Annotated in this window: 13 protein-coding genes; 6 read left to right on the forward strand and 7 right to left on the reverse strand. The window is 67.1% G+C overall.

Annotated elements, in window-relative coordinates:
- The first annotated feature begins 1 nt into the window (after position 1).
- The 6 genes from Q0938_RS02595 (at position 2) to Q0938_RS02620 (ending at position 5,365) form a co-directional block, all read left to right on the forward strand.
- Positions 2 to 244, forward strand: coding sequence for a formate dehydrogenase subunit delta (locus Q0938_RS02595; RefSeq protein WP_299358844.1), 243 nt, complete (start codon positions 2 to 4; stop codon positions 242 to 244).
- Positions 245 to 398: 154 nt separating this feature from the next.
- Positions 399 to 1,628, forward strand: a complete 1,230-nt coding sequence (locus Q0938_RS02600; RefSeq protein WP_299358846.1) for an MFS transporter — start codon at positions 399 to 401, stop codon at positions 1,626 to 1,628.
- 126 nt (positions 1,629 to 1,754) lie between these two features.
- Entirely contained in the window at positions 1,755 to 2,777 is a 1,023-nt protein-coding gene (locus Q0938_RS02605) for a calcium-binding protein (RefSeq protein WP_299358847.1), read from the forward strand.
- Between the two features lie 196 nt (positions 2,778 to 2,973).
- The gene (locus Q0938_RS02610) at positions 2,974 to 3,738 is read left to right on the forward strand and encodes a 5-oxoprolinase subunit PxpA (RefSeq protein ID WP_299358848.1); all 765 of its coding nucleotides are present in this window, start codon (positions 2,974 to 2,976) and stop codon (positions 3,736 to 3,738) included.
- 26 nt (positions 3,739 to 3,764) lie between these two features.
- Positions 3,765 to 4,421, forward strand: coding sequence for an allophanate hydrolase subunit 1 (locus Q0938_RS02615; RefSeq protein ID WP_299358849.1), 657 nt, complete (start codon positions 3,765 to 3,767; stop codon positions 4,419 to 4,421).
- Complete coding sequence (locus Q0938_RS02620) at positions 4,418 to 5,365, forward strand: biotin-dependent carboxyltransferase family protein (protein WP_299358850.1); 948 nt, start codon at positions 4,418 to 4,420, stop codon at positions 5,363 to 5,365. Before Q0938_RS02615 ends, Q0938_RS02620 begins: the two co-directional genes overlap by 4 nt.
- A 107-nt stretch (positions 5,366 to 5,472) precedes the next feature.
- On the opposite strand, the gene Q0938_RS02625 is transcribed toward Q0938_RS02620, so the two are convergent.
- The 7 genes from Q0938_RS02625 to tkt form a co-directional block, all read right to left on the reverse strand.
- A complete protein-coding gene (locus tag Q0938_RS02625) occupies positions 5,473 to 6,174 on the reverse strand; it encodes an HAD-IA family hydrolase (protein WP_366942725.1) in 702 nt (233 codons plus the stop codon).
- Positions 6,174 to 6,863 (reverse strand): ribulose-phosphate 3-epimerase, encoded by a 690-nt coding sequence (gene rpe / locus Q0938_RS02630; protein ID WP_299358853.1) that lies wholly within the window; start codon positions 6,861 to 6,863, stop codon positions 6,174 to 6,176. Before rpe ends, Q0938_RS02625 begins: the two co-directional genes overlap by 1 nt.
- 11 nt (positions 6,864 to 6,874) lie before the next feature.
- Positions 6,875 to 7,816, reverse strand: a complete 942-nt coding sequence (cbbX, locus tag Q0938_RS02635) for a CbbX protein (protein ID WP_299358854.1) — start codon at positions 7,814 to 7,816, stop codon at positions 6,875 to 6,877.
- Positions 7,817 to 7,892: 76 nt separating this feature from the next.
- Complete coding sequence (locus Q0938_RS02640) at positions 7,893 to 8,282, reverse strand: ribulose bisphosphate carboxylase small subunit (protein ID WP_299358855.1); 390 nt, start codon at positions 8,280 to 8,282, stop codon at positions 7,893 to 7,895.
- 10 nt (positions 8,283 to 8,292) lie between these two features.
- Complete coding sequence (locus Q0938_RS02645) at positions 8,293 to 9,771, reverse strand: form I ribulose bisphosphate carboxylase large subunit (RefSeq protein ID WP_299358857.1); 1,479 nt, start codon at positions 9,769 to 9,771, stop codon at positions 8,293 to 8,295.
- A gap of 14 nt (positions 9,772 to 9,785) precedes the next feature.
- Positions 9,786 to 10,862: a class II fructose-bisphosphate aldolase gene (gene fba, locus Q0938_RS02650; RefSeq protein ID WP_299358859.1), complete on the reverse strand. Its 1,077-nt coding sequence runs from the start codon at positions 10,860 to 10,862 to the stop codon at positions 9,786 to 9,788.
- Between the two features lie 7 nt (positions 10,863 to 10,869).
- Positions 10,870 to 12,873, reverse strand: a complete 2,004-nt coding sequence (gene tkt / locus Q0938_RS02655; RefSeq protein ID WP_299358862.1) for a transketolase — start codon at positions 12,871 to 12,873, stop codon at positions 10,870 to 10,872.
- Between the last annotated feature and the right edge of the window lie 2 nt (positions 12,874 to 12,875).

The raw sequence follows: 12,875 nt of genomic DNA on the forward strand, positions 1-12,875 counted from the left end.
CATGTCGGATGAATCCCTGATCCGCATGGCCAACCAGATCGCCGCGTTCTTCCGCACCCAGCCGGGCGGCCCGCCCAGCGAAAAGGTTGCCGCGCATCTGGACGATTTCTGGGAACCGGGCATGCGGCGCCGGTTGCAGGAAATCGTCCGCAGCGGCGGCGCGGGGCTGGACGAGATTGTGGTCGAGGCGGTCTCTGCCAGGGCGGACGCCGCCGGTGGCAACTCACCTGGCCGCCCCGGTTGATCGCCGGTGCGATGATGTCGGTCCAGTCTGCCGTCCGATAAGTGCTAATCAAGGCGGGCCGATCACACTGCCAGGGCTTGCGGAAAGTGACCGACTGCAGCTTGTCTCGTGACAGCCGAGCCTGCTGGCTCCGACGGCGCATCCGGGGGCAAGCATGACGGCAGAACAGGGTGGTCCTTTCCAACGATTGCGTCGCGTCGGACCCGTCGCCGTTGTTTCGATCGCCCAGCTTTTCGGCACCTCTCTCTGGTTCAGCGCCAACAGCGCGGCCGACGGGCTGATGCAGGACTGGGGTGCTGGGCCCCGGGACATCGGTCTGCTGACCAGTGCGGTCCAGGCCGGGTTCATCGCCGGCACGCTCGTCATCTCCCTCGGCGGTCTGGCCGACCGGTTCCGGGCCAGTCTGATCTTCACGGTCGCGTCGATCTGCGGGGCGCTGTTCAACGCCGGCTTCGCATGGCTGGCGCAGGATGTTGCCACCGGCGTGGCGTTCCGCTTCCTCGTCGGGCTGAGCCTCGCGGGCATCTACCCGATCGGCATGAAGCTGATCGTCAGTTGGGAACCTGCGCGGACCGGCCAGGCGCTGGCGCTGCTGGTCGCGATGCTGACCCTCGGCACGGCGCTGCCACATCTGCTGCGCTGGTCCGGCGGCGACCTGCCGTGGCAGTGGATCGTCACGGCATCGTCCGTCCTGGCGCTGCTGGGGGCGGGGCTGATCCGTGCGCTCGGGGACGGCCCCCATATTCCGATCCGCCCGGTCCGCCAGCCGGGATCGCCGCGCCGCCCGTCGATCCTCACCGCCTTTCGAATCCCGGGGTATCGCGCCGCCGCCGTCGGCTATTTTGGTCACATGTGGGAACTCTACGCGTTCTGGACCGTCGTGCCGCTTCTGCTCGCCGGCACCGGTCTGTCAGACCGGTTTCCAGTCGCCGGTCAGTCCGGCTTGTCCTTTGCGATTATCGCCGTGGGTGCGCTGGGCTGCCTCATCGGGGGGCGCCTGTCGCGGCACATTGGAAGCGAGAAGGTGGCGTTGGGCGCCCTTGCGTTGTCGGGCGTATGCGGCATGCTGGTGGCGCTGGCGTGGCAGGCAATGCTACCCGGCGTGCTGCTGATCCTGCTCCTGATCTGGGGGGCCGCGGTCGTGGCGGACTCGCCCCAGTTCTCGGCCTTGTCCGCAGGATCCTGTCCGAGGGATGCGGTGGGTGGGGCGCTGGCAGTCCAGAACGCAATCGGCTTTGCGATCACGATGGTCGCGATCGGTGGGGAAACCGCGCTGTTCGCGCTGGTGGGGCCCGCGGCCATCTGGCTGCTCGTGCCAGGACCGCTGATCGGCCTGCTCGGTTATGCCGTCGCCTCACGTGGGCTGGATCGGCCACGTGCGTAGGCACCGGATGTCACACGGAGTCTGTAAACACCTGTGAGCCAACGTCCACCGCTGCTAGCCGCTGTTTCGGCAGCTTCGTTGCTGCTATCCTGACATGAACAGCCACATCGAAGCCGGAGCGCGCAGATGACCGGTCAGATCTTCATCGAGGCCAGCGACGTCGAGATCTTCGGCCTGCCCTCGGGGGCGACGCATCTCTATCTCGTCTTCCGCGACAGCAACGGCGACGAGTACGTGATCCGCTCGGGACCGGAGCGGAAATACCTGCCGTGGTTCGGCGACATGAAGGTCGAGGCGAACGTTCGCCTCGAGGACTCGGCCGACGATCGCGATGGCGATCCACCGGCCGAGCGCGCCAGCACGCCGCTCGACTTCCCGGACCTCACCGACGATCAGGCTTGGGCGCTAATGGTCAAGTACGCGCGCATGATCGACCAGGCCGACCAAGGCTATGAGGTGTTCGGCGAGAATTCCAACGCCTTCATCGGTGCCATGCTGGCCGCGGCGGGGGGTGACCCCCTGACGATGCTGCCCACCGGTGTCAGCCGCGACGAGACCTTGGGCGTGACGAACTACGACGACATCATGGAAGACGTGCGGCCGCCCGCCGATGGCATCTTGCGGGGCACGTCAGGCAATGACGCGATCACCGGCATCCAGGTGGACGACGTGATCCGCAGTTTCTCCGGTAATGACACTGTCTCGGGGGGCCGGGGCAACGACCGGATCCACGCCGGTCGGGGAGACGACGTCGTATATGGCGATGTCGGCAACGACACCCTGCTTGGGGGCGATGGCGACGGAGCCGATCGGCTGTACGGCGGGTCGGGCAACGACGTGCTGCGGGGCGGAGCGGGATCGGACGTTCTAAACGGGGGGAGCGGCCGCAACACCCTGGTGGGCGGCGCCGGCGCCGACATGTTCCAGTTTGTCCAGGACTCGGTGTCACGGATCACCGATTTCGAGGACGGGGTCGACTCGCTGCGGTTCCACGGGGCCGCCGGGACCGACTATGCCGAGCTTTCCGTCAGCCGCTTCGGCGCATTAGGCCAGCACACGCGCATCGACTACGACGATGCGGTGGTCGAACTGTTGAACATCGACCGGGCGCTCGTCGACCCGAGCGACTTCGATCTGCTGCTGGCGTAGCGCCGGTGGCAGGCTTTTCCGCACCGCAGTTGGTCCACGGGTCCCGTCTACTGCCCGGTGCGTGACGCCCCTTTGCAGCGACTTGGTAAGGGAACCAGACGCACAGGCCGCTTTTCCCGGCTGCTCTTTCGCGATGATCCCGGTGGACGATGGCGGCAAGCTGTTGGACACTGCACCCCGAGCAGACGGAGGCATGATGACCCGGATCGATCTGAATTCCGACCTCGGCGAGGGGTTCGGCCCGTGGCGGATGGGCGACGACGAAACGATGCTGTCGCTGGTGACCAGCGCCAACGTCGCGGCCGGCGGGCACGCCAGCGACCCAGAAACGATGTTCCAGACCCTGACCCTTGCCGCACGGCGCGGGGTGATCGTGGGGGCCCATCCGGGTTATCCGGACCGCGAAGGCTTTGGCCGGCGGGTGATCCCCATGACCCCCGACCAGATCGGCCGCATGGTGGCCGCGCAGATCGGCGCGCTGTCGGCGCTGGCAGCACTGGCCGGGACACGGGTGCGATATGTCAAACCGCACGGGGCCCTGGGCAATCTGGCCGCGGCCGATGCGGACGTGGCGCAGGGCGTCGCGGCGGCGGTCCGCGACATTGATCGCGACCTCGCCATCCTCGCCATATCCGGCACCGCGCTGGAACATGCAGCGCGGCAGGCCGGCGTGCAGGTGTTTTCCGAGATCTTTGCCGACCGGGCCTACCAGCCGAACGGCCAGCTGGTTCCGCGCAGCCAGCCGGGCGCGGTGCTGCACGACGTCGATGCGGTGGCGCAGCGACTGATCGCGTTCCTGCAGGACCGACGGATGCCGGTGATCGGCGGCGATCCGATCGAACTGGCCGCGGATTCGATCTGTGTTCACAGCGACACCCCCGGCGCGGTGGAGATGGCCCGCCTGCTGCGTACCCGGCTGGACGACACAGGCGTCACCGTGGCGCCTTTCCTGGATCGATGATGCCGTCGACACCGTGTTTTGCGCCCGTGGCCGATCATGCCCTGCTTGTCGAACTGGGCGAAACGATCGACGACGCGACCAGCGACCGCATCGTCGCGCTGGACCGGGCCTTGGCGGACGACCCGCCGCCCGGCCTGCGCGAGGTGGTGCCCGGGCTTGTCAACCTGCTGATCGACTTCGACCCGTGTGCCACCGATCACCGGCAGATCGAGGCCGCCGTCCGCAACTGCCTGGCGCACCCGCCGGCGGCCGGCCGCGCCGGAACCCTGCGCGAGGTCGAGGTGTGCTACGATCCCGATCTGGGCCACGATCTGGCATCCGTCGCCGAGCAGACGGGGTTGAGCGTGGACGAGGTGATCGCCGCCCACCTGTCTGGCGACTATCGGGTGCGCATGTACGGTTTCACGCCCGGCTACGCCTACATGTCGGGAACACCCGAAGCGATCCAGCTGCCGCGCAAGCCGGCGGCGATCCGCGGTGTGGCCGCCGGCAGCGTGATCATCGCCGGGCCGCAATGCATCGTCACGACGCTGCTGATGCCGGCGGGGTGGTGGGTGATCGGGCGTTCCCCCACGCGCATCCTGACGGGCGACCTCGATCATCCGTTCCTCTTCGACGTCGGCGATCCGGTCCGGATGCGTCGGATCACGCGCGCCGACTATGACCGCAAGGTGGCGGCATGACGACGGCCCGTCTGCGCGTCACCTTCGCCGGGCCCCATGTCTCGTACCAGGACGGGGGTCGTCCCGGTCTGCTGCGGTTCGGGGTGCCGGAGTCCGGTCCGATGGACGGTCTGGCCCATGCGGCCGCCAATCTCGCGGTCGGCAATCCGGCGGATGCGACCGCCATCGAGATCTCGCCCGCCGGGCTGACCATCGAATGCGTTGACGGGGGTGTCACCTTCGCCGTCGCCGGTGGCGGGTTCGTCGTGGATCACGCCGGCACCCGGTCCGGGGGCTGGGAGGTGCGCACCCTCCGGCCCGGCGAAACCCTGCAGGTCCAGCGGGGTCACTGGGGCAGCTGGACCTATCTGGCGCTGGCCGGCCGGATCGAGGCGGCCGAATGGCTGGGCCACACGGCGACACACACCACCTCGGGGTTCGGCGGCGGCCTGCTGGAAAGCGGTGGCGAGATCGTCATCCGTGACAGCCGCATCAGCCCCGAACGGGAACGTCGCTTCCCCTGCCCGGTCCTCGCCCGGGCCCAGTCGACCGCGCGGGTCGTGCTTGGGCCGCAGTTGCACCGTGTGCAGCCCGAGGCAGTCGCCGCGTTGTTGACCGGCGCGCACACGCTGTCGGATTCCTATGACCGGATGGGGGTTCGGCTGCGCGGCCCGGCGCTGGCGATCGCCGACGCCCTGTCCATCCCGTCGGAGCCGATTGTCGCCGGCTCGATCCAGGTGGCCGGGGACGGGGTGGCGACGCTGCTGCTGCGCGATCACCAGACGACCGGCGGCTATCCCAAGATCGCCACCGTCCTGGCGGCGGACCTGGACCGGGTGGTGCAGTTGCGCCCGCGCGACCGCATCACTTTTCAGGCCGTTGGGGCGGATCGGGCAATCCAGATCGCCCGGCTGCATGCGCAACGGTGCGCCGCCTATCTCGGCACGATCTCGACGCCGAACTGACGCGGGCCACTCGCGCGGCCGGAGGAAGGCCGCGCGGCAGATGCACGAACCTGCTCAGGCCGCGGAACTGACCGGTCACGGCATTCGCAATAGTGGCGTGCAGTCCGCTACGCTGTTTCGCGCACCAACAGCGCCCTCAGCGCGTCGATGTCGGTGATCTGGTCGAAGCCGTCGATCAGCACCGCGTCCGGAGGGAATGCGTCGCCCTGCGTGTAGGTCGCGGGGCTGACGACACAGGCCAGCCCGGCGGCGCGAGCCGAGGCGAGCCCGTTCAGCGAATCCTCCAGCGCAACCGCCTCGGGCGCGGCGACGCCCAGCCGCTCCAGCGCGAGCAGGTAGACGTCCGGCGCGGGTTTCTTTGCATCCACCTCGTCTCCTGCGGCGATGGCATCGAAGACCTGATCGGCGGGCTGCCCCATCGTGGCGCGGATCAGCGCTTCGATATTGGGGCGGCTGGTGGTGGTGGCGATTGCCAGTTTCAGACCTGCGTTCCGTCCCGCTTCGATCAGGCGCAGGATGCCCGGGCGCAACGTGATCTCACCCTTGGACATCAGTTCGGTGAAGCGGTCCGTCTTGGCGCGGTGCAGGTCGGGGATGTCGTGGTGATCCGCCGCGACACCCAGATGATCGGTCAGATAGTGGGCGATCCGTTCCTTTCCCCCGGTGACGCGCAGCAGCTCGCGATAGGTGGGCTGGTCCCACTCCCATCCCAACCCCTGCGCGGCGAAGGTATCGTTGAAGGCACGGCGGTGCAGTTCCTCGGTTTCGGCCAGCGTCCCGTCGACGTCGAAGATGAGCGCGCGCAGCATCAGGCCAACGCCCCTTCTGCCGCCTGCCTGATGGCGCAGATGTTCTCGCCATAAGGTGCGCTGTTCGAGACCGAGCCGCCGCGGAACACGGCCGAACCCGCGACCAGCACATCGGCGCCCGCGGCAGCCACCAGCGGCGCGGTGCCCGGATCGACGCCGCCGTCGATTTCGATGTGGATCTCGCGGTCGCCGATCATCTCGCGCAGACGCCGGATCTTGGCCGTCATGTCCAGGAATTTCTGCCCGCCATAGCCTGGGTTCACCGTCATCACGCAGACCAGGTCGGCAAGGTCCAGCAGATGCGCCACCGACTCGGCCGGGGTCCCGGGATTCAGTGCAACGCCGGCCTTCTTGCCGGCCGCGCGGATGGCCTGCAGCGTGCGATGGATATGCGGCCCGGCCTCGACATGCGCGGTGATGATGTCCGCGCCTGCGTCGGCGAATGCCTGGATGTAGGGGTCAACCGGCGCAATCATCAGGTGAACGTCCATCACCGTGCCGACATGCTTGCGAAAGGCCGCAACCGCGGGCGGACCGAAGGTCAGGTTCGGCACGAAATGCCCGTCCATGACGTCGACATGGACCCAGTCGGCGCCTTGCGCCTCGATCGCCTGGATCTCGCGGCCGAAATCGGCGAAATCGGCGGACAGGATCGACGGCGCGATCTTGATCTTGCGGTCGAATGTCATGTCGGGTTCCTTCATGCGTTGTCGTACTGGAGGTCCTGCACGCGCTCGCGCTCACGGCTGCCATCCGGGTCGAGCCCGCCCGAAAACACGCGGCTGGCACGCAGGTCGGGTTCGGTGATGGTGGACAGATCGTCGGCCGAGACCCGCCCCTGTTGCGAGAACAGCCGGTTCGCCTGACGCAGCCGGGCCCGGTCCAGCGCGTTCCGGATCGACCGCGCGTTGGCAAAGTGCGGCTGTGCCCGGCGCAGGCCGACATATTCGGCCATCGCCGCCTGGGCGGCCGGGTCGAAACGATAGCCTTGCGCGTCCAGCATCGACTCGGCGATACGGCCCAGCTCCTCGTCGCTGTAATCGGGAAAGTCGATGTGATGGGCGATCCGTGACCGGAACCCGGGATTGGCGGCAAAGAACCTGTCCATGCGATCGGCATAGCCGGCCATGATGACGACCAGATCATCGCGGTTGTTTTCCATGACCTGCAGCAGGATCTCGATCGCTTCCTGCCCGTAATCGCGTTCGTTGTCGGGCTTGTAAAGGTAATACGCCTCGTCGATGAACAGCACGCCGCCCATCGCCTTTTTCAGCACCTCCTTGGTCTTCGGGGCGGTGTGGCCGATGTACTGGCCGACCAGATCGTCGCGCGTCACGTTGACCAGGTGGCCCTTGCGGACATAGCCGAGGCGATGCAGCAGCCCGGCCATCTTTTGCGCGACGGTTGTCTTGCCGGTCCCCGGGTTGCCGGTGAACGACATGTGCAGCGTGGGGGTCTCGTGGCTCAGCCCCAGCCGCGTGCGGGCGCGGTCGACCAGCAGCAGGGCCGCGGTTTCGCGGATGCGCTGCTTGACCGGGGCAAGGCCGATCAGTTCCCGGTCCAGCTCGTCAAGAACCTCGCGGACGCCCGATTCCTCGTACTCGGCCCGCAGATCGATGCTCGTGGGGGTGGTCTGGTCCATGGGCGGTGTCTTCCTTGCTGAACGGTCATGCTGGCGGATGGCGGGCGCGTGTAGGCGCCCGCCATGGTCTTCTGCGTCAGCGCGCGACCTCGTGGGTGTAGCGGATCGACCGCCCGTCAACCTCGGTCCGGCGCATGATGATCTCCGGCTCGACCTTGGGGCGGTTGACGATGAAGGACATCGTCACCGTCTCGAACCCGCGGGTCGAGTCGAAGGCGTTCATGCGGATGTACTTGTCGCCATGTGCCTTGCGGCAGTCGTCAAGCTCCATCATCACGCCCTTGGCGTCCTTCAGGTCGAACATCGGGTTGCCCCACATCTCCCAGAAGATGTTCCGCGGGTGCGGCTCGTCGGTGTATTCGATGCCGACCGCCCAGTCGCGGGACAGGCAGTATTCGACCTGCGCGGTGATCTCCTCGTCGGTGAGGTCGGGCAGGAAGCTGAAGCAGCCCTGAGTGTTACGCATGTGATCCCCCTTAGGAAACGGACGCGGTCGGGACAAAGTCCGACGTGTCGGTCGAGGTGTAGTTGAAGGTGATGTTGCCCCAGGTATCCAGCGCGGCTTCCAGCGGCTTGCACCACTTGGCGGCCTTGCGCAGCACTTCAGGACCCTCGGTGGCGATGTCGACGCCCTCGTTGCGGGCCTTGATCATCGCCTCGAGCGCCACCCGGTTCGCGGTCGCGCCCGCCTGGATGCCCATCGGGTGGCCGATCGTCCCGCCCCCGAACTGCAGCACCACGTCGTCGCCGAACAGGTCGATCAGCTGGTGCATCTGACCGGCGTGGATGCCGCCCGAGGCAACCGGCATGACCTTCTTGATGTCGCCCCAGTCCTGCTCGAAGAAGATGCCACGCTGCAGGTCCACGTCGTTATGCGTCTCGCGGCAGACGTTGTAGAAGCCTTGGACGGTCATCGGATCGCCCTCCAGCTTGCCGACGGCGGTGCCCGCGTGGATGTGGTCGACTCCGGCGAGGCGCATCCACTTGGCGATCACGCGGAAGCTGATGCCGTGGTTCTTCTGCCGCGTGTAGGTGCCGTGGCCGGCCCGGTGCAGGTGCAGGATCATGTCGTTCTGCCGGCACCACTCGCTCATCGACTGGATGGCGGTGTAGCCGATCACGAGGTCGATCATCACGATCACCGAGCCGAGCTCTTTGGCGAACTCGGCGCGGCGGTACATCTCCTCCATCGTGCCGGCGGTGATGTTGAGGTAGTGCCCCTTGATCTCGCCCGTCTTGGCGGTGGCCAGGTTCACGGCCTCCATCACGTAGAGGAACCGGTCGCGCCAGTGCATGAAGGGCTGCGAGTTGATGTTCTCGTCGTCCTTCATGAAGTCCAGGCCGCCCTTGAGGCCCTCATACACGACCCGGCCATAGTTCTTTCCGGACAGGCCCAGCTTCGGCTTGGTGGTGGCGCCCAGCAGCGGCCGGCCGAACTTGTCCAGCCGTTCGCGCTCGACAACGATCCCCGTCGGCGGACCCTTGAAGGTCTTCACGTAGGCGACGGGAAAGCGCATGTCCTCGAGCCGGGCCGCCAGCAGCGGCTTGAAGCTGAAGACGTTGCCGATGATCGAGGCGGTCAGGTTCGCGATCGAGCCTTCCTCGAACAGGATCAGGTCATAGGCGACGTAGCAGAAATACTGCCCCGGCTGCCCGGGCACGGGTTCGACCTTGTAGGCCTTCGCGCGATACTGGTCGCAGGCGGTCAGCCGGTCGGTCCAGACCACCGTCCACGTCGCGGTCGAGCTTTCGCCTGCAACGGCCGCTGCAGCCTCGATCGGGTCCACGCCCTCCTGCGGGGTGATGCGGAACAGCGCGAGGATGTCGGTGTCCTTGGGCTCGTAGTCGCCATCCCAGTAGCCCATCTGTGCATATTTCAGCACCCCGGCCTGGTAGCGTTTCTTCTTGTCGGTGATCTCCTGCTTGGAGTCTCCGGCGGATCTCAGATCGTCCATGATCTCTCCTCCCTTCAGGCGGCGCGGGCCGCGGTCACGGCCGGGTCAAGCGCCCCCGACGCATAGCGTTTGGCCATCTCGTCCATCGGGATGACCTTGATTTTGCTGGCATTGCCGGCGGTGCCAAAGGCCTCCATCCGGTTGCGGCACATGTCGCGCATGGCGTCCATGGCCGGCTTGAGGAACTTGCGCGGATCGAATTCGCGCGGGTTCTCGGCCGCGATCTTGCGGAACTGGCCGGCCATCGCCATGCGCGCATCGGTGTCGATGTTCACTTTGCGCACGCCATGCTTGATGCCGCGCACGATCTCTTCGACGGGAACGCCGAAGGTCTGCGGCATCTGGCCGCCATGGGCGTTGATGATGTCCTGCAATTCCTGCGGGACCGAGGAGCTGCCATGCATGACCAAGTGCGTGTCCGGCAGCTTGCGGTGGATTTCCTCGATCACCTTCATGGCCAGGATGTCGCCATCCGGCTTGCGGCTGAACTTGTAGGCGCCGTGGCTGGTGCCGCAGGCGATCGCCAAAGCGTCCACCCTGGTCGCCCTGACGAAATCGACCGCCTGGTCCGGATCGGTCAGCAGCATGGAATGGTCCAGCTTGCCGGTTGCGCCGTGCCCGTCCTCGGCCTCGCTTTCGCCTTCCAGCGAGCCCAGCACCCCCAGTTCGCCTTCGACGCTGGCGCCCACCCAGTGCGCCATCCGCGACACGCGCTCGGTAATCTCGACGTTGTAGTCATAGCTGGCCGGGGTCTTGCCGTCGGCCTCCAGCGAGCCGTCCATCATCACGGACGTGAAGCCGTGACGGATCGCCGTCATGCAGGTGGCCTCGTCATTGCCGTGGTCCTGGTGCATGCACAGCGGGATTTCCGGATAGATCTGGGCCAGGGCCTCGATCATCTTGGCCAGCATGATGTCGTTGGCATAGCTGCGGGCACCGCGAGAGGCCTGCATGATCACCGGTGCGTCCACCGCCCGCGCGGCCTCCATGATCGCGAGGCCCTGTTCCATGTTGTTGATGTTGAAGGCGGGCACGCCATAGCCGTACTCGGCGGCGTGGTCCAAAAGCTGTCTCAGCGTGATCAGCGCCATGGTTTCGTCACTCCCTGATCAGGTTGCGGGCGGCATCAGCCACGGCCGTGGCCGTGATGCCGAAGTGCTTGTAAAGCGCCGGGGCCGGGGCGGACGCGCCAAAGCCGGTCATCCCGACAAAGGCATCCGAGGTGCGCAGCATCGGCCCATCCCATCCCTGCCGGATCGCCGCCTCGACCCCGACGCGCGGGACCTCGCCGAGAACCGCGGCGCGATAGTCATCGGGCTGGTCGGCGAACGCCTCGAAGCTGGGGGCGCTGACCACGGCCGCGCGGATGCCATCGGCTTCCAGCGCCTCGGCCGCGGCCAGCGCGATCTCGACCTCGGACCCGGTGCCGATCAGCGTGATCTGCCGGTCGCCCGGGTCGCGCAGCAGATAGGCGCCGCGCGCCGTCAGGTTCTCGTCCGCCGCATCGCGGACCGTCGGCAGGTTCTGCCGCGACAGGACCAGAAGCGTCGGGTGATCGGTGGCGGACATCGCGATTTCCCACGCCTCGGCGGTTTCCACCGCGTCGGCCGGACGGATCACCATCAGGTTCGGAATGGCGCGCAGCGAGGCGACATGCTCGACCGGCTGATGCGTGGGTCCATCCTCACCAAGACCGATGGAATCGTGGGTCATCACGTAGGTGACCGGCACACCCATCAGGGCCGACAGGCGGATCGCCGGGCGGCAGTAATCGGCAAACGCCAGGAATGTGCCGCCATAGGGGCGGAAGCCGCCATGCAGCGCGATCCCGTTCATCGCCGCGGCCATGCCGTGTTCGCGGATGCCATAGTGGATGTAGTCGCCACCATAGTCGCTGCGCGTCACCGGCCGCATGTCGCGTGTGCGGGTCAGGTTGGATCCGGTCAGGTCCGCCGAACCGCCAACCGTGTCGGTCAGCGCCTCGTTGACCACCCCCAGCGCCATTTCGGACGCCCTCCGGGTTGCCACCTTGGGCCGCTCGCTCAGCAGCTTTGCCTTGTAGTCGGCCATCGCGCCGGTCAGCCGGTCACGCCCATCGCGCGCCTCGGCTGCGTCGAACGCCGCCCTGTGCGGCGACGCATCGTGGCGCGCCTGCCATGCGGCCCGCGCCTCTGCCCCGCGAGCGGCGATGGCGCGCCATCCGTCATAGACTTCGGGCGCGATCACGAAGGGTTCGTGCGCCCATTCCAGATAGCCCCGCGCCGCGGTGATCTCGTCGGCGCCCAGCGGCGCGCCGTGGACGTCATGGCCGCCCTGCTTGGTGGGCGCGCCCCAGCCGATGATCGACCGGCAGGCGATCAGCGAAGGCCGCGGATCGTTCCGGGCTTCCTCGATCGCGGCTGCGATCTCTTCGGGTTCATGCGCGTCGCAGGCCAGCGTGTGCCACCCGCACGCGGCGAACCGCGCCAACTGGTCGGTCGAGGTGGACAGTTCGGTCGAGCCGTCGATGGTGATCTTGTTGTCGTCCCACAGAACGATCATCCGGCCAAGTCCGAGGTGGCCGGCCATGTCGATCGCCTCGTGGCTGATCCCCTCCATCAGGCAGCCGTCGCCGGCGATGACATAGGTCCAGTGATCGACCAGATCGTCGTCATAGCGCGCGTTGGCCATCCGCTCGGCCAGCGCCATGCCGACCGCCGTCGCCAGCCCCTGCCCCAGGGGCCCCGTGGTGACCTCGATCCCCTCGGCGTGACCGTATTCGGGGTGACCCGCCGTTCGCGAGCCCAACTGGCGGAACTGCTGCAGTTCCTCGATCGGCATGTCGGCATAGCCGAGCAGGTGGTTGATCGCATAAAGCAGCATCGATCCGTGCCCGGCCGACAGCACGAAGCGGTCGCGGTCGGGCCATTTCGGATCGGCGGGGTCGATCGCCATGAAGCGGTCGAACAGCACCGTCGCCACATCTGCCATGCCCATCGGCATGCCGGGATGGCCGCTGTTGGCCTGCTGCACCGCATCCATGGCCAGGGCACGGATGGCATTCGCCATGGCCCGTTCGGCCATCGTCACCTTGTAGGTCTTGGGCGTCACCTGATGGTTCATTG

Origin of the sequence: uncultured Paracoccus sp. (genome assembly GCF_947496875.1) — a bacterium.
In the GTDB taxonomy this organism is placed as follows: domain Bacteria; phylum Pseudomonadota; class Alphaproteobacteria; order Rhodobacterales; family Rhodobacteraceae; genus Paracoccus.